The sequence below is a fragment of the Rhodovibrio sodomensis genome (assembly GCF_016583645.1).
GTDB classification, from domain to species: domain Bacteria; phylum Pseudomonadota; class Alphaproteobacteria; order Kiloniellales; family Rhodovibrionaceae; genus Rhodovibrio; species Rhodovibrio sodomensis.
Map to the genome: position 1 here is coordinate 1 of NZ_NRRL01000125.1, position 16,053 is coordinate 16,053.

Sequence of the window (16,053 nt, forward strand, 5' to 3'; positions counted from 1 at the left end):
AGGACAGGTGAGGGTGGGACTCCCCGCCGTGCGCCCAGGAGTCCCACCCTCACCTGTCCTCTCCCCTCAAGGGAGAGGGACCCACCGCGATGGTCTGCGACCACGCGGCCAGAGAACTGGCCCCGCGCTCCGCTACGCGCTCGCCCGGCCGGCGATCTGGCGCAGGACGTAGTGCAGGATGCCGCCGTGGCGGTAGTATTCGACTTCGTCCGCCGTATCGATCCGGCACAAGAGGTTGACCGCCTCCTGGCTGCCGTCCGGGCGGTGCAGGGTCGCCTGCACGGTCATCCGCGGGGTGACGCCGTCCTTGACCCCGGTCAGGTCCCAGCGCTCGGCGCCGGTCAGCCCCAGGGTCTTGCGGCTGGTGCCGTCGGGGAACTGCAGCGGCAGCACGCCCATGCCGACCAGGTTGGAGCGGTGGATGCGCTCGTAGCTCTCCGCGATCACCGCCTTGACGCCCAGCAGGCGCGTGCCCTTGGCCGCCCAGTCGCGCGAGGAGCCGGTGCCGTACTCCTTGCCGGCAACGACGACCAGCGGGGTGCCCTCCTCCTGGTATTGCATCGCCGCGTCGTAGATCGCCATCTGCTGCCCGGAGGGCACGTGCTTGGTCACGCCGCCCTCGACGCCCGGCACCATCTCGTTGCGGATGCGGATGTTGGCGAAGGTGCCGCGCATCATCACCTCGTGGTTGCCGCGGCGGGAGCCGTAGGAGTTGAAGTCGCGCGGCTCCACGCCCCGGTCCATCAGATAGCGCCCGGCCGGGCTGTCCTTCTTGATCGCGCCGGCGGGGGAGATGTGGTCGGTGGTCACCGAATCGCCCAGGATCGCCAGCGTGTGGGCGCCGTGAACATCCTCCAGGCCGGCCGGCTCGCCGCCCATGTCCTCGAAGAACGGGGGCCGGCGGACGTAGGTGCTGTCGTCCTGCCACTGGTAGGTCTGGCCCTCGCCGACCTGGATGCCCTGCCACTCCGGCGGGCCCTGGAAGACGTTGGCGTAGCGGTCCTTGAACATGTCCGAGGTCAGCGAGGCCTGCAGCATCGACTGGATGTCGCCGGCCGACGGCCAGATGTCCTTCATGTAGACCGGCTGGCCCTTGCGGTCCTCGCCCAGGGGATCGTTCAGCAGGTCGACGCGCATATTGCCGGCGAGCGCGTAGGCCACCACCAGCGGCGGCGAGGCCAGGTAGTTCGCCTTGCAGTGCGGGTTGATCCGGCCCTCGAAGTTGCGGTTGCCGGACAGCACCGAGCAGACCATCAGGTCGCCCTTCTCGACCGCGCCCGCGATGTTGTCGGCGAGCGGGCCGGAGTTGCCGATGCAGGTGGTGCATCCGTAGCCGACCAGGTTGAAGCCGAGCGCGTCGAGGTCGTCCTGCAGCCCGGCGGCCTCCAGATAGTCGGTCACGACCTGCGAGCCGGGCGCGAGCGAGGTCTTGACCCACGGCTTGACCTCCAGCCCGCGCTCCAGGGCGTTGCGCGCCAGCATGCCGGCGCCCAGCATCACGCTCGGGTTGGAGGTGTTGGTGCAGGAGGTGATCGCGGCGATCACCACGTCGCCGTGGTTCAGGCGGTAGTTCTCGCCCTCGACCTGAATGCCGGAGTCGTCGAACGCCTGCTTGGCGCTGTCGCCGATCGCGGCCGGACCCTCCTCGGCCATGTCGGCGGCCGGGCCGTCCGGATCCAGGCCGAGCTCGCGCTGCAGGTGGCTGCGGAACTCGCCGGCGGCGGCCTTGACCGCCACCCGGTCCTGCGGGCGCTTCGGCCCGGCGATCGACGGTTCGACCTCGGACAGGTCGAGCTCCAGGACTTCCGAGAACACCGGGTCCGGGGTGTCGTCCTCGCGCCACAGACCCTGCGCCTTGCAGTATTCCTCGACCAGCTTGATCCGGTGCGGGTCGCGCCCGGTGAACTCCAGGTAGCGCACCGTCTCCGCGTCCACCGGGAAGAAGCCGCAGGTCGCGCCGTACTCCGGCGCCATGTTGCCGATGGTCGCCCGGTCGGCCAGCGTCAGCGCGGACAGGCCGGGACCGTAGAACTCGACGAACTTGCCGACCACGCCGTGCTGGCGCAGCATCTGGGTCACCGTCAGCACCAGATCGGTCGCGGTCGCCCCCTCGTTCAGCTCGCCGGTCAGCTTGAAGCCGACCACCTGCGGGATCACCATCGACACCGGCTGGCCCAGCATCGCGGCCTCCGCCTCGATGCCGCCGACCCCCCAGCCGAGCACGCCCAGGCCGTTGATCATGGTGGTGTGGCTGTCGGTGCCGACCAGCGTGTCCGGCATCGCGACGTTGCGGCCCGCGCCGTCGTCCTTCACCCAGACCGACTGGCCCAGGTATTCCAGGTTGACCTGGTGGCAGATGCCGGTTCCCGGCGGCACGACGCGGAAGTTGTCGAACGCCTGCTGGCCCCAGCGCAGGAACTCGTAGCGCTCGCGGTTGCGCTCGAACTCGCGCTCGACGTTCCGCTTGAACGACGTCGGGTTGCCGTAGGAATCCACCATCACCGAGTGGTCGATCACCAGGTCGACCGGGGACAGCGGGTTGATCTGATCGGGATTGCCGCCCAGACCGGCCACCGCGTCGCGCATCGCCGCCAGGTCGACCACCGCGGGCACGCCGGTGAAGTCCTGCATCAGCACGCGCGCCGGGCGATAGGCGATCTCCCGGTCGGACTTGCGGTCGGTCACCCATTGGCTCATCGCCTTGGCGTCGTCGGCGACCACCGTGCCGCCGTCCTCGTAGCGCAGCAGGTTCTCCAGCAGCACCTTGAGCGAGAACGGCAGGCGCGAGACGTCGCCCAGACCGTTCGCCTCGGCCTCGGGGATGGAGAAGTAATCGTACTCCTGGCCGTCCACGGTCAGGGTGCGGCGGGTTTTGAGGCTATCCTGTACAGCCAAGGTCTCGTCCTTCTCGTGTCGTCGCGCGCGGTGCGTTCTCGTGTCGTCGTGCGCGGTGCGCTTGGGGCGTGCGGTGCGCGGGGTCCGCGGTCCCGCGTGCGCCTGGGCCGGCGGCCCGCGGCCCGGTCGTGCGGCCCTGTGGTGCGGCCCCTGGTGCAGGGCGGGCTGGCCGCCCGGCATCAAGCGACGCGCGCGCACCGAGCTGATAAGGGGTGGCCGGCACCTGCCGTTGGCGGCAAGTGGCCCGCGTTGCGCCCCACCTTAGCCATATGCGCCCACCTGTCCAGCGTGGACACCCCTGCCGGCCCGGTTCCGGCCCGTCACGAACGCATACCCTGGGGGCGAAGATCGCCCGGCCCCTGGGGCGATCGAGCGGGCCGCGAGGCCGGGCCGCGACGCCGGGGCGATGGACGCGCCCGGTGCGCGTGCGGCACGCTGGCGCTCCGCACCGTCCGGACCCCGCAGCGAAGAGGCCGCGCCCCATGTCCGCCCCCGCGAGCGACCGCCCGTACTACGACGACCTGGAGACCCGCGACGCCGCGACCCGGGCGCGCGACCTCGCCGAGGCGCTGCCCAGGCAGATCGCCCACGCCCAGCAGAACGCGCGCGCCTACGCCGACTTGCTGGCGGACGTCGACCCGCGCAGCGTGACCGACCGGGCGGCGCTGGCGAAGCTGCCGGTGACCCGCAAGCAGGACGTCATGGACCGGCAGGACCCGGACGCCCCGCTGGGCGGCTTCAACGCCAGCGACGTCGAGGCGATGGCCCGGCTGTTCGCCTCCCCCGGCCCGGTCTACGAGCCCCAGGGGATCCGCCCGGACCACTGGCGGATGGCGCGCGGATTGCACGCCGCCGGCTTCCACTGCGGCACGGTCGTGCACAACAGCTTCGCCTATCACCTCACCCCCGGCGGCTGGATCTTCGATGCCGGGGCGCGCGCGCTCGGCTGCCCGGTGATCCCGGCGGGCACCGGCAACAGCGAGCAGCAGGCCGCCGCGATCCATACCCTGCGCCCGGCCGCCTTCACCGGCACGCCGGACTACCTCAAGGTGCTGCTCGACAAGGCGGACGAGCTCGGCCTCGACGCCTCCTCGATCGACCGCGCGATGGTCTCCGGCGGGCCGCTGTTCCCCTCGCTGCGCCAGGAGTATGGCGACCGCGGGGTGACGGTGCGGCAGTGCTACGCCACCGCCGACCTCGGCCTGGTCGCCTACGAGACCACCGGCCCGGACGGCGGGCCCACCCCCGGGATGGTGGTCGACGAAGGCGTCGTCGTGGAGATCGTGCGCCCGGGCACCGGCGATCCGGTGCCGGACGGCGAGGTCGGCGAGATCGTGGTCACGGTGTTCAACCCAGACTACCCGCTGATCCGCTTCGCCACCGGCGATATGTCCGCGGTGATCCCCGACCCCAGCCCGTGCGGGCGCACCAACATGCGGATCAAGGGCTGGCTGGGCCGGGCCGACCAGACCGCCAAGGTGAAGGGCCTGTTCGTCCATCCCCAGCAGATCGCGCGCGTCACCGGCCGGCATCCGGAAATCCGGAAGGCGCGCGCCCAGATCACCCGGGAAAACGAGCAGGACGTCCTGACCCTGGTCTGCGAGGTCGCCGGCGGCGACCAGAGCCTGGCGGCGGGCATCGCCGACAGCCTGCGCGAGGCGACCCAGTTGAAGGGCGCCGTCGCCTTCGTCGAACCCGGCGACCTGCCGGGCGACGGCATCGTGATCGACGATCAGCGCGAAAGCACGGCGGGGTAGGGCTCCACGAAACGGACCTCTGAATCCCCCTCCTCCACAGGGGAGGAGCTAGGGGAGGAGGGACCACGAGCGCGGATGCCGCGGGCAACCTCCTCTCCCCGACCCTCCTCCCAGGTGGAGGAGAGGGAGGAAGCGGTTCGCGCCCGTGTGCGCCGCGCCCGCTCACCCAACGGTGAACGGCGTTGAGTGGCGTGCGCCGGCGGCCCGGATTACCGTGACCGACATGACCCGTCACGTTCTGCTGTTCGCCCTCGCCGTTCTGCTGCTGCCGCTCGCCCGCGCCGCCCAGGCCGACGACGCCCGACCCGTGGTGGTCGAACTGTTCACCAGCCAGGGCTGCAGCTCCTGCCCGCCGGCCGACCGGCTGCTGGGCGAGATCAAGGACCGGCCGGGGGTGATCGCGCTGTCGCTGCACGTCGACTACTGGGACTACATCGGCTGGGAAGATCCCTACGGCAAAGCCCGGCACACCGGCCGGCAGCAGGCCTACAAGCGCCAGCTCGAGCTGGACTACGTCTACACCCCGCAGATCGTCGTCGACGGGCGGCTGCAGGTGATCGGCTCCCGCCGGTCGGCGGTGCTGGACCGGATCGACCGGGCCCGCGGCCGGCCGCCTATCGTGCGTCCGCGCCTGGACGGCGGCACCGCGGTGATCCCGGCGGCGGAGGTCGCGGCGGGCGCGCGCGTCTGGCTGGTCACCTTCGACGCCCGGCACGCCACCCAGGTCGGCGACGGCGAGAACGCCGGCGACCGGCTGGTCAACCACAACGTGGTGCGCAGCTGGCGCGACCTGGGCGCCTACACCGGCGCCCGGCGGGAGATCCCGCTCGACGTCGCCGAGGCCCGGGCGGCCGGGCGCAGCGGCTGCGCCCTGCTGGTGCAGCGCGAAGGCACCGGGGAGATCCTGGGCGCGGCGATGATGACGTTCGAGGGCTCGTGAGGGCGGGCGCAAAGCCCGCCGCCCCCGCCCAGCTGTTGCCTTTTCGCTCAGCTCTCCCCTCATCAGCTCTCCCCTCAAGGGAGAGGGACCCGCCGGGACGGCCGTTCCTCGCCTGACCGGAGTCCCCCGGCCGGCGTCCCGGACACGCCAACCGCCCCCTTACCCCTTCACGTAGGCGACCAGGAGGTTGTTGGCCGGCATCTCGACCACGTCCTGCGGCTGGAAACCGTGACTGGCGGCGAGCCCGTCGACGTCGTCCAGGTCGCGCACGCCCCAACTGGGGTCGCTCGCGCGCAGGCTGGCGTCGAACCGCGCGTTGCTGTCGGCGGTGTGCCGGCCGGCGCGCTTGAACGGACCGTACAGCAGCAGCGGCGCGCCCGCGCCCAACAGGCCCTCGGCGCCCGCGAACAGGCCTTGCGCCGCGGCCCATGGCGCGATGTGGATCAGGTTGATGCAGACGATCGCATCGGCGCGGTGCACCGGCCAGGGCGTGCGCTGAACGTCCAGTTCGATCGCCGGCTGGATCGTGCGCACGCCCTGGGCGCGGGCGTGCGCGTCGATCGAGGCGCGCATCTCCGGGTCGGCGTCGGACGGCTGCCAGACCAGCGGGCGCAGGTGCTGGGCGAACCAGGCGGCGTGTTCGCCGGTGCCGCTGGCGATCTCCAGCACCGTGCCGTCGGCCGGCAGCAGGCGCATCAGCACCTCCAGGATCGGGCCGCGGTTGCGCTGCGTCGCCGGGGCGTGGAGGCGGCCGTCTGCGCCACTCGGGCCATCGCTCGGGGCGCCGCTTGCGGTGTCGCCGTCGCTGGCCCCGGCGGGGCCGAGGGCATCGTGGTAGCGCGGGTCGGTCATGCGGGCGGTTGCGTCCAAAGTTGGATTGGAAGGCTGCGGCGAGGGGGTAGACTTCGGCGCCTGAAGGCGCGATCTACCGGGGCGCGGGCAGCGGCGCAATGCCGCGCAAACCCGCAATCCGCCTAGGGTTGCCCGGGCGAATAACCGCGTGATACGGAGCTTACATGCTCGACCGGATCAAGGCCATTTTGCGCGACCAGCCCGTCGCGGCGGACACCGGCGGTTTCGACCAGCTGCAGATCGCGGTGGCGGTCCTGCTGATCGAGGCCGCGCGCATGGACAACAAATTCGACGCGGACGAGCGCGCCGCGATCGCCACGCTGCTGCAGCGCCGCTTCGAGTTGGCGCCGGAGGCGGCCGAACAGCTGCTCCAGCAGGCGCAGACGCAGGCGCAGGAGTCGGTGGAATTCTACACCCTCACCCGCACGGTGAAGGACGCGTTCGAATACGAGGACCGCATCGAGTTCATGCAGATGCTCTGGGAAGTCGCCTACGCCGACGGCGAATTGCACGACCACGAGGCGAACCTGATGCGCCGGGTCACCGGACTGCTGCATATCACCGACCGGGAAAGCGGCGAGGCGCGCAAGCGTGCGCTGCGCCAGCTCGGCTACGAGGCGTAACCAGCGGAGCTGAGCCGACGCCGCCCCGCCCGCCCACGGCGGCGCGCCGCCCGCGCGGCCGCGCCCGGCCGGGCGGGACCGGACCAGCAAGTCAGAACCGGCCGCCCGCCCGATCCGCGGGCGTCGGCCGGGCTACGAAGAGGAAGGCGCGATGACCTACGTCGTCACCGAAGACTGCATCAAGTGCAAGTACACCGACTGCGTCGAGGTGTGCCCGGTCGACTGCTTCTACGAGGGCGAGAACATGCTCGTCATCCACCCGGACGAGTGCATCGACTGCGGCGTCTGCGAGCCGGAGTGCCCGCCCGAGGCGATCATCCCGGACACCGATCCGGAAGCCGAGCAGTGGATCGAGATCAACACCAAGTACGCCGAGCTGTGGCCGAACATCACCCGCAAGAAGGACGCCCCGGCCGACGCCGACGACTGGAACGGTGTGGAAGGCAAGTACGACGAGTACTTCTCCGACAAGCCCGGCACGGGCGACCAATAGGTCCTGGCCATGGTAACGGCCGAGGTCCGGGCGGCGGCCCTGTTCCCGCCGCGCGCCCGGGCCGGTCCGCCGGATGACGCGACCGGAAGGCGCGATAAGCCGCCCAAACTGAATGTACCGGGGCCCGAAACGCGCCGGCGCGCGCGGCCGCAAGCCGTCCAGCGTCCCGCTCAGCGCATGGGTGACCTGCGCCGCGGGCGGTCGATTTGCTGCAGTGCCACAAAATCCCCAGGTTGCCGGGCGTTGGCGCGGTCGCGCCCGCGGCCGTGAAACGTGCTTAAAACAGCCGTCGCCACCGGCCCGAAGTTGTCTGACACGAAAAGGTAATGTATAAACATGGATCGTTCGGACGCGGTGCGCGGACGCTGTCCGCCCTTGGCCCGCGCCGCCGGTCCGAACCGGATCCCAATGGCGCCGCGCGCGCCGGGATCGGCCGGATGCGGCCCGTGCGACGCGCCGGATGCCCAGGTGGCCATTTCGCGTTTCGCCGGTCCACCGCGTCGAACCGGGGCTTGGCTTCCCGCACGCCGACCGACGTGACCGCGCCTGCCGGGCGCACCGAGAGCAAAATCGATGAAGGTCGGGTCGACCTTCATCGTGAATTTTGCTCTAACGGCTTGAAGAGAAAGCAAGATTCAGCTGAAAGGTGGCTTCGCCTTTCAGCATCTTGCTCTAGAGGACTGCACGCGCCATCGCCTAGCACCGGAAGACCACCCACGGCCGTCACGGACGGTTCCGCGACCCGCCGTTGTGTTCCCAACGACCCGGGCGCCGCCGTCGGCGCCGGCCGGAACCGGCGGGGTCGAGGGTTGCCATACCACAGGTGCGACACCGGCGTGGCTGGCGGGCCGGCGCGTGCTTGGAGAAGCGCGTGCTTGGAGCAAACTGGGTGGCGCCGGGGGTGCGCGCCGCGATGCATCTAGGGCCGCAGATAAGAACTGACGGGCGCAGTCAAACACGCTTAAGGAATGGGATCGGACATGGCGACGGCCAACGCGAAAAAGAAAGACGTCCCCTTCAACACGGGCGACTACGTGGTCTATCCGACGCACGGCGTCGGCAAGGTGATGGGGCTCGAAACGACCGAGATCTCGGGCAGCGAGCTGGAGCTGATCGTCATCAAGTTCGACAAGGACCGCATGACCCTGCGCGTGCCGGTCTCGAAGGCCAACAACGCCGGGCTGCGCAAGCTGTCCACCAAGAAGGTCATGGAGAACGCCCTGACCACGCTGAAGGGCCGCGCGCGCGCCAAGAAGACCATGTGGAGCCGCCGCGCCCAGGAGTACGAGGCCAAGATCAACTCCGGCGATCCGGTCTCGATCGCGGAGGTCGTGCGCGATCTGCACCGCGGCGAGGACCAGGGCGAGCAGTCCTACAGCGAGCGGCAGATGTACCAGGCAGCGCTGGAGCGCCTGGCCCGCGAGTTCGCGGCGATGGAGCACATCGACGAACGTGCCGCCGCGGAGAAGCTCGAGGGCGTGCTGAAGGCGGCGTAACAGCCGCGCGGTCGGACCGACCGGCCGCCAACACCGCTCACGGGACCTTTCGTGACGGGCCCGCGCGGGCTACAACGCCGGCGCGGGCCCGTTGATGTTTCTGGGTCCAGCGCACCTGGGCCCCACACCGCGCCCGCACGACACCGCGCCCGCACGCCGGCGTGTCGGGCCGCCGTCCACCGCCAGAACCCACGCCAGGTCCATGAGCCAACGGCGAATCGCCAGTCTGGAACGTGCCGCGCGGATCTGGGCGATCCCCGCCCTGCACGGCGAGGCCGAGCGCCTCGCCCGGGTGCACGACCAGATCTGGCCGGACCTGCAGCCGGGCGACCGGGTGGTCTACCTGGGGAACATGATCGGCGGCGGCCTCGACGGCTCGGAGCCCGACGGCACCGCCGTCCTGGCCACCCTGGACGAGCTGCTCGACTTCCGCCGCGCGGTGATCGCCATGCCCGGGGCGTTCGCCTGCCACGTGGTTTATTTGCGCGGCAGCCAGGAAGTGATGTGGCAGCAGCTGCTGCAGCTGCAGTTCACGCCGGACCCGGTCGCCGCACTCAACTGGATGGCCCCGCGCGGCGTGCGCGCCACCCTCGAAGCCTATGGCGGCGACGTCGACGCCGGCCTGCGCGCCGCGCGCGCGGGCACGGTCGCGCTGACCCGCTGGACCGGGCAGATGCGGCGCGCGATGCAGCAGCACCCGGGCCACGCCGAGCTGCTGGGCCGGCTGCGCAACGCCGCCGAGACCGGGCCCACCGAAACCGGGCGAACCGAAGCCGGGTCCGCGGAAACCGGAACGGGCAGCGCGCTGTTCGTGCACGCCGGTTTGTCGCCCGACCGGCCGCTGGACCGGCAGGGCGACCTGTTCTGGTGGCACGGCGGGGGGTTCAAGCGCCTGACCCAGCCCTACCGCGGCTACGCCCGCGTGGTGCGCGGCTACGACCCGGACGGCGGCCGGCCCACCGACGAACCGCACAAGCTGAGCCTGGACCGCGGCTGCGGGCGCGGCGGCCCGCTGCAGGCGGTCTGCCTGGACCGGGACGCACGGGTATTGGCCACGATCGCCGGGTAGAGCAAGATACTGAAAGCTGATTCCACCTTTCAGCTGAATCTTGCTCTCTCTTCAAGCAGTTAGGGCAAAATCGATGAAGGTCGAATCGACCTTCATCGATTTTGCCCTAGACGCGGCCGGCCGTCCGCGCCCGAAATCCCGCTTGACCTTCCCGCTGCTGGAATCGCGACAACGTCCGCGGAACGGACGTGCCGGTTTTGGGAGGTGGTCGATGCGGCGAATGGTCTGGGCGGTTGGGGCGCTGGCGCTGGTCGGCGCGGCGGCGCTGGGCGGCATCCGGTTCGCGGGCGATCCCGGCGGGAACGAGGGCGCCCTGCTGGGCGCCGCCGACACGGCCGCGGGCGAACGGCTGTATCGGGCGAACTGCGCGGCCTGCCACGGCGCCGACGGCGCGGGCCAGGCGGCCTGGCGCCAACGCCGCGCCGACGGCAAGCTGCCGGCGCCGCCGCTGAACGGCGACGGCCACACCTGGCACCACCCCGACGGCCAGCTGTTCGCCATGGTCAAGCACGGCATCGAAGCGCTGGCGCCGGACGGCTACAGCTCCGACATGCAGGGCTTCGGCGACCGGCTGAGCGACGCCGAGATCCGCCAGGTGCTGGCCTATATCAAGTCGACCTGGCCGTCGGAGAAGCTCGCCCGCCAACAGGACATCACCCGGAAGGCCGGCGGCGGTTAACGCGACCGCCGGCTGCCCTGCGCCGGCCGCGGCGCTGGTTTCCGCCCCAGCCAGGAAACGCCGGCCTATCGCGCGCCGGTCATCTTCGCCGACAGCGCGTCGTAGGCGTCCTGCACCGGGTCGGCGGCGAACAGGTCGCCCGCGTCGACGCCCATCGCCGCGACCAGCCGGTGCTCGAAGGCGCGGTGGTCCTCCAGCGACCCGTCGGCCCGGATGTGCCGGATCGCGAGATCGCGCGCGTCCGGGCGGGCGGCCAGGTGGCGGCAGACCAGCGCCGTGCGGTGGCAGGCCATCGGCTCCTTCTCCGCGCACATGACCGCGGGCACGTGCGCCCGGGCGAGCGTGGCCAGCTCGCCCAGCGCCTCGACGAACCCGGGCCGTCCCGAGGCTTCGTCGAACGTCCGGCAGACGCTGTCCCGCTTGATCCCGCCCAGCTGCTCCCCGCGCCAGCGATAGTCGATCCCGGCCTCCCGGCACGCGCCTTCCAGGTCGTGCTTGCGGAACTGCGGATGCCGGCGCGAGTAGGGCACCGTGCGCACGTCCACCAGCACGTCGACCCCGTGCCGGGCCAGCAGGCCCAGGAAGGTGTCGCTGTCGTGGTTGGAGTGGCCGAGGGTGTAGAGGGTGGGCATGGGTGCTAGTCTACCTCGCAGCAGCCTTCGCCGAATCGCTTGCCAAGAGGTGCCGCCGCCGTGCTGGAGAACCTGGTCGGGCCGCTCATCGTCGCCGCCATGGCCGCCGGCGGCGGCGGCGTCTGGCGAAACTGGCCGACGGTGCGCGGGTGGCTCAAGCGTCACGACATCGTCGCGCGGGACCGGCAGCGGTTCAACGTGCTGGTCGCGCGGCTGAACGGCGACGACGCCAACAACACGAACCGCCGCCACATCGTCAGGTCGCCGCGCAAACAGCCCGGCATCGCGGTCGTGACCGACGTGCGCCGCTTCGCGGAACTGGACGCCGGCAGCGACACCGACCGCGTCGCGGAGGTGCGCGCAGCGGTGAAGGCGCGGCTGGGTCAAACCGGCTGCGATCTCGCGATCGTCGGTGACGTGGTGGCGGCGAACCAGGCGCTCTATCTCCACGTGGTGCCGGCAGCCGACGCGGGCGCGACAGCGGACACCTACGCGCGCGAAGCCCAGAAGCTGGAACTGCCGCAGGATTTCGGTCCGGTGTTCTCGGACGCGCCGGTCGGAACCGCGCTGGCCGCCGCGGCCCCGGCCGCGGATTCGGAGAGCCGGGCAACCTACCTGGTCGAGACGCTGCGGCCGGTGCGCGACAAGCTGAAATCCGTGTTGCAAGCGCCGCCGCACGGGCTGGCCGATACCATGCGGGCCTCGCTGATCGTGAGCGCCCGCGGTCGAGTAGCTAGGCCATTCGGCTTCGCCCTCACAGATCCGGGCGGGCGGCTTTCCCGCACCCGGCTCCTCCCAGAGGTAACCCGCATCAAGCATGACGCGGCGTCCATGGACGCGTGATACGAGGGACAGGCAGAGGAAAGCGAGCCGTCAGAGCCTCGAACGCGTCCCACGCAAGGCGCCGGCTCTTCTGGCTGCGGCGCCGGAGGCACCAGAACCAGATACGCCGGACTTGCTGACGGAACGCGTTAAGGGCCGGGTAGTTATGCGGTCGGCCGTAGTATGCGTAGTGGCCCTGCAGCACGCGCACGTAGTACGCGTGCTGGGTAGCCAGCGGCGCATGCATCAGCCGACGCGCAGTGGCCCGGAGCGCCGTCAGCTTGCGGCTGAGACGCTGGCTCTGCGTCTTGTGCTTTACGATGAACCGACCGTCCCGGGTCCAGCCACAGTAGTGGGTGAACCCAAGGAACGCGAAGGTCGCCGGACGCCGCAAACCGGCGCGGCGACGAGCCAGGGCCGGTAACCGGCCGAACTCGATCAACCGCGTCTTATCCGGGTGGAGCGTCAGGCCGAACTTGGCCAGACGCTCGCCCAGGGCGACCCGCATCCGCTGCGCGTCGTCCTCGCGCTCGACCCCCATCACGAGGTGAGTCGCGCGGGGGAGTCGCACCCCCGCGCGCTCGCAGAACCGGACGTGAGACTCTCGCCTCATCCGGCTCCCATTGCTCAGCCGTTACCCTGCAGGAGTGGCCAGTGAGCGAACAGGCGCGGGTTACGGCGCGAGATGCGCTCCACCCAGTGCCGTGAGCGTCGCCGGCGACGTCTGAGGGGCTTGAACTTCCGATGCGCCCATCGCGCGAGAATCCCGTCGAGGTGACGCAGGGTGGGATACAGCGCAGATTTGTAGAAGCGACCGTAGTAGGCGATCCACCCGCGGATATACGGATTGAACATCCGCGCGAGATCGTCCAACGATTTGTCACTGCGGTTGTGCAGACCCCAGCCGCGAATGGTCCGGCGGATCTCGGTGAGAGCCTTGGCGCTGGCCGCTGGACTGAATGACACGCCGATCCGCCCGCCCCGCCGTCGCGCCAGCCTCGGTCGAAAGGTGTAGCCGAGGAAGTCGAACGCCTGGTTGGGATGATCGCCGCGCCGGTCTTCATCCTTGCAGTAGACGATCTTCGTCTTGCCCGGGTGAAGGGTCAGTCCGCACGCAGCCAGCCGGCCATCAAGCGAGGCCCACAGGGCCGTGGCCTGGGCTTCACTGCGACAGTGGCAAATGACGTCATCGGCAAATCGCTCGAAAGGGATATCCGGATAGGTCCGGCGCATCCACTGGTCGAACGCATAGTGGAGATAGAGATTCGCCAGCAAGGGACTGATAACAGAGCCCTGCGGGGTCCCTTTCTCCCTAACGATCAGGCTACCATCCACGCCCTGCACCGGCGCTTGCAGCCATCGCTGGATGTACAGCAAGGCCCACGGGCAGTCCGTATGCTTGCGGACTGCCCGCATCAGCAGAGCCGGCTCGATGCTCTCGAAAAAGGCTTCGATGTCCAGATCCAGGACCCAGTCGTGGCGCCAGCATCGTCGACGCGCCACGTCTACAGCATCGAGGGCCGATTTGCCGGGCCGATAGGCATAGGAGTCCGCGTGGAAGTGAGGCTCCACGAGCGGTTCCAGATGCCGCTTGACCACCATCTGGGCGATGCGATCGGAAACCGTTGGGATGCCCAGCGGTCGTGTCCGTCCGTCGCCCTTCGGGATCTCGACCCGCCGCACCGGCGGCGGAAAGTAGCTGCCGGACGACAGCCGGTTCCAGAGCTTATAGAGGTTGTTCGTGAGATCAGCCTCGAAGTCCGCAATCGACTGGCCGTCCACGCCAGCCGCACCTTTGTTAGCGCGTACCCGCTTGTATGCTTCCCATACCTCCCGTTTCGGAATGTCGAACGGCTTGCCACTACCCACGGGGGTCCTCCCATCGCTGGTTGCCCCTGGAGTAGAGCTGAACAATGCGACCCCTTCGGTCCGACGCCATTACAGCGCCTTCTTCCCTACTACGGGCCGCTCCGCCCCTGTGCCCCGCGTCGGTACTCGGGCTCTTACGGGGGCCTCCCGCTTGAGCGTCTCCCTTCGCATCGGGGCGACAGGTTCCCACGTTCCATGCAAGAGCCTGCCTCAGAGTCACGCCGCCTTCATGCCGTATGCCGCCTGGGCAGAAATCAGGCCGTCTCCCAGACTCGTCCCGGGGTAACGACATCCCCCCGGTTTTGACATCGTCCCTACGCTTTCGACACGTCATCAGCGGTTCGCTCGCGCTCGTCTCTCTGAGCCCTACCTGACGGGATCACGTCCCGCCTTTTCCGCAACGCTCACCACCACGGCTCTTTACCGCAGCAGCTTGCGGTGGTTTGAAGCCTGCGCCTGACCGCCGGCTTCGAGGGACCTGCCCTCATCTCTTGCACAGCATCGCACCTCCTTTCGTCAGTGCGTTCGTGGCACACAGTCGTCGGCATAGCGCACGATCACGACACGACCGGTCGCGTGACGGCGACGCCACTGATGGACCCAGAGATCGAGGGCGTAGTGCAGAAAGATGTTGGCCAGGACCGGGCTTACGCCCGATCCCTGCGGCGTCCCCTGCTCCGTCTCGTACCAAACATCGCTCTCAAGGACCCCTGCCCGCAGCCACTGCTGGATCAGGCGCAGCACTCGGCGGTCGGCGATCCTGTGCGCCAACATCCGTAGCAGCCACTCGTGGTCAACCGAGTCAAAGAAGCTGCGAATGTCGGCATCGAGCACCCAGGTCACGCGCTGGCTCATGAACGCCGTATGCAGCGCATCCAGAGCCATGTGCGGGTTCCGCCCCGGTCGGAAACCGTAGGAGAACCCGAGGAAGTCGGCCTCGTAGACGGCACTCAGCACCTCGGCGACCGCACTCTGGACAATCTTGTCCTCCAGGGCCGGGACGCCGAGCGGTCGCTGACCGCCATCGGGCTTCGGGATATGGACCCGGCGCACCGGCTGCGGCCGGTAGCGTCCGGCGTGGACCCGCGCGTGCAAGTCCTGGAGGTTCGCCTCCAGATCCCGCTCGTACTGGTCGACCGTTATCCCATCGACTCCCGGACTTGCCCGCCGCCGCTGTCGCCGGAACGCCCGCTCAAGGGCGGCCGGGTCGACATGGTGCAGCAGGGCGCTGAACCGGGTATGGACGGCTCGTCGAGCCGCTGCGTTCACCCGGGCAAGGTTCGGCGGCAAGGCAACCCGGCGCTGCGTCCGGACCCTGGTCTTCTCGCCTGGGATCCCTCTGGGCTGGCCCCTTCCCTCGGCCGGTCTCGTGTCCTTCGACCGCGTCATCAGTACTATGAGCCAGTCCGACTCCCGACCTCAGCTCGGAAGCGCACTCCGGCCGTGCCTTGCGCGCCTCCCCCGCCGGAGACCAATCCGGCGGACCCGGTCGGGCCTCTCATGTTCCAACGAATGCTTTCCATGCATGACCCGGCCTTCGACCCCGGCGGAGCGATCGCCGTCTCGCGTAGCGACGGCGTACGTGCTGCCTTCGCGGCAACGGGAACCCGCTCGGCCTCCGCGAACTTCCACCTTTCGAGGCTCAATCCCGCACCCTGCATGGCCCCTGTCTACACTTCAGACCCCGCGTTACCGCGACGCCCGCAAGACTCGGTCCCGGCCTGCTCGCTACAGCTTTAGCCGGACTGGACTTCCACCAGCAGGCACTCGTTAGCTTGGCATGACGTACTCCCAGCGAGTGGTGTCAGAGTAGCCGCCGGCCGCCCGCGCGGAGCGCCAAGTAACGCGTAGCGCGGGCGGCCGGCGGCGGCCATCGGGTGTCTCCGTTACGGTTGGGTAGAACAACCTGACCAACGGCAAGGGAGA

General features: G+C 69.8%; 15 protein-coding genes. 8 read left to right on the forward strand and 7 right to left on the reverse strand.

From position 1 onward, the window contains the following. Window positions 1-132 precede the first annotated feature (132 nt). Window positions 133-2,895 (reverse strand): aconitate hydratase AcnA, encoded by a 2,763-nt coding sequence (gene acnA / locus CKO28_RS23490; protein ID WP_274611069.1) that lies wholly within the window; start codon window positions 2,893-2,895, stop codon window positions 133-135. Window positions 2,896-3,377: 482 nt separating this feature from the next. Between acnA and CKO28_RS23495 the strand changes: the two genes are divergently transcribed. Further along, window positions 3,378-4,652 (forward strand): phenylacetate--CoA ligase family protein, encoded by a 1,275-nt coding sequence (locus CKO28_RS23495; RefSeq protein ID WP_200343327.1) that lies wholly within the window; start codon window positions 3,378-3,380, stop codon window positions 4,650-4,652. A gap of 223 nt (window positions 4,653-4,875) precedes the next feature. Next, complete coding sequence (locus CKO28_RS23500; RefSeq protein ID WP_200343328.1) at window positions 4,876-5,592, forward strand: DUF1223 domain-containing protein; 717 nt, start codon at window positions 4,876-4,878, stop codon at window positions 5,590-5,592. A 159-nt stretch (window positions 5,593-5,751) separates the two neighbouring features. Here the strand turns inward: CKO28_RS23500 and CKO28_RS23505 are convergent, their stop codons facing one another. Then, on the reverse strand, window positions 5,752-6,444 hold the full coding sequence (locus tag CKO28_RS23505; RefSeq protein ID WP_200343329.1) for a DUF938 domain-containing protein: 693 nt from the start codon (window positions 6,442-6,444) through the stop codon (window positions 5,752-5,754). A 164-nt stretch (window positions 6,445-6,608) separates the two neighbouring features. Here CKO28_RS23505 and CKO28_RS23510 point away from each other — a divergent pair, with 164 nt between their 5' ends. Both CKO28_RS23510 and fdxA read left to right on the forward strand, forming a co-directional pair. Next, window positions 6,609-7,067 (forward strand): tellurite resistance TerB family protein, encoded by a 459-nt coding sequence (locus tag CKO28_RS23510; protein WP_200343330.1) that lies wholly within the window; start codon window positions 6,609-6,611, stop codon window positions 7,065-7,067. 151 nt (window positions 7,068-7,218) lie between these two features. Then, the gene (fdxA, locus tag CKO28_RS23515; RefSeq protein ID WP_200343331.1) at window positions 7,219-7,560 is read left to right on the forward strand and encodes a ferredoxin FdxA; all 342 of its coding nucleotides are present in this window, start codon (window positions 7,219-7,221) and stop codon (window positions 7,558-7,560) included. A 170-nt stretch (window positions 7,561-7,730) separates the two neighbouring features. Here fdxA and CKO28_RS23520 read toward each other — a convergent pair whose 3' ends face one another. Further along, on the reverse strand, window positions 7,731-8,156 hold the full coding sequence (locus CKO28_RS23520; protein WP_200343332.1) for a hypothetical protein: 426 nt from the start codon (window positions 8,154-8,156) through the stop codon (window positions 7,731-7,733). A gap of 384 nt (window positions 8,157-8,540) precedes the next feature. On the opposite strand from CKO28_RS23520, the gene CKO28_RS23525 reads away from it, so the two are divergent. From CKO28_RS23525 to CKO28_RS23535, 3 genes are all read left to right on the forward strand, one after another. Further along, window positions 8,541-9,056 (forward strand): CarD family transcriptional regulator, encoded by a 516-nt coding sequence (locus CKO28_RS23525; protein ID WP_200343333.1) that lies wholly within the window; start codon window positions 8,541-8,543, stop codon window positions 9,054-9,056. A gap of 202 nt (window positions 9,057-9,258) precedes the next feature. Next, the gene (locus tag CKO28_RS23530) at window positions 9,259-10,125 is read left to right on the forward strand and encodes a hypothetical protein (RefSeq protein ID WP_200343334.1); all 867 of its coding nucleotides are present in this window, start codon (window positions 9,259-9,261) and stop codon (window positions 10,123-10,125) included. 211 nt (window positions 10,126-10,336) lie between these two features. Beyond that, a complete protein-coding gene (locus tag CKO28_RS23535) occupies window positions 10,337-10,804 on the forward strand; it encodes a c-type cytochrome (protein WP_200343335.1) in 468 nt (155 codons plus the stop codon). 65 nt (window positions 10,805-10,869) lie between these two features. Here the strand turns inward: CKO28_RS23535 and CKO28_RS23540 are convergent, their stop codons facing one another. Further along, a complete protein-coding gene (locus CKO28_RS23540; RefSeq protein WP_200343336.1) occupies window positions 10,870-11,436 on the reverse strand; it encodes a DUF488 domain-containing protein in 567 nt (188 codons plus the stop codon). A 99-nt stretch (window positions 11,437-11,535) separates the two neighbouring features. On the opposite strand from CKO28_RS23540, the gene CKO28_RS23545 reads away from it, so the two are divergent. Then, window positions 11,536-12,279 (forward strand): hypothetical protein, encoded by a 744-nt coding sequence (locus CKO28_RS23545; RefSeq protein ID WP_200343337.1) that lies wholly within the window; start codon window positions 11,536-11,538, stop codon window positions 12,277-12,279. Here CKO28_RS23545 and CKO28_RS23550 read toward each other — a convergent pair. From CKO28_RS23550 to CKO28_RS23560, 3 genes are all read right to left on the reverse strand, one after another. Beyond that, window positions 12,248-12,799 carry an RNA-dependent RNA polymerase family protein gene (locus tag CKO28_RS23550; RefSeq protein ID WP_200343338.1) on the reverse strand — a complete coding sequence of 184 codons (552 nt, stop codon included), beginning with the start codon at window positions 12,797-12,799 and terminating at the stop codon, window positions 12,248-12,250. The genes CKO28_RS23545 and CKO28_RS23550 overlap by 32 nt on opposite strands. A gap of 86 nt (window positions 12,800-12,885) precedes the next feature. Beyond that, window positions 12,886-14,127: a group II intron reverse transcriptase/maturase gene (ltrA, locus tag CKO28_RS23555; RefSeq protein WP_200343339.1), complete on the reverse strand. Its 1,242-nt coding sequence runs from the start codon at window positions 14,125-14,127 to the stop codon at window positions 12,886-12,888. 516 nt (window positions 14,128-14,643) lie between these two features. Continuing rightward, window positions 14,644-15,417 (reverse strand): reverse transcriptase domain-containing protein, encoded by a 774-nt coding sequence (locus tag CKO28_RS23560; RefSeq protein ID WP_200343340.1) that lies wholly within the window; start codon window positions 15,415-15,417, stop codon window positions 14,644-14,646. Window positions 15,418-16,053 lie beyond the last annotated feature (636 nt).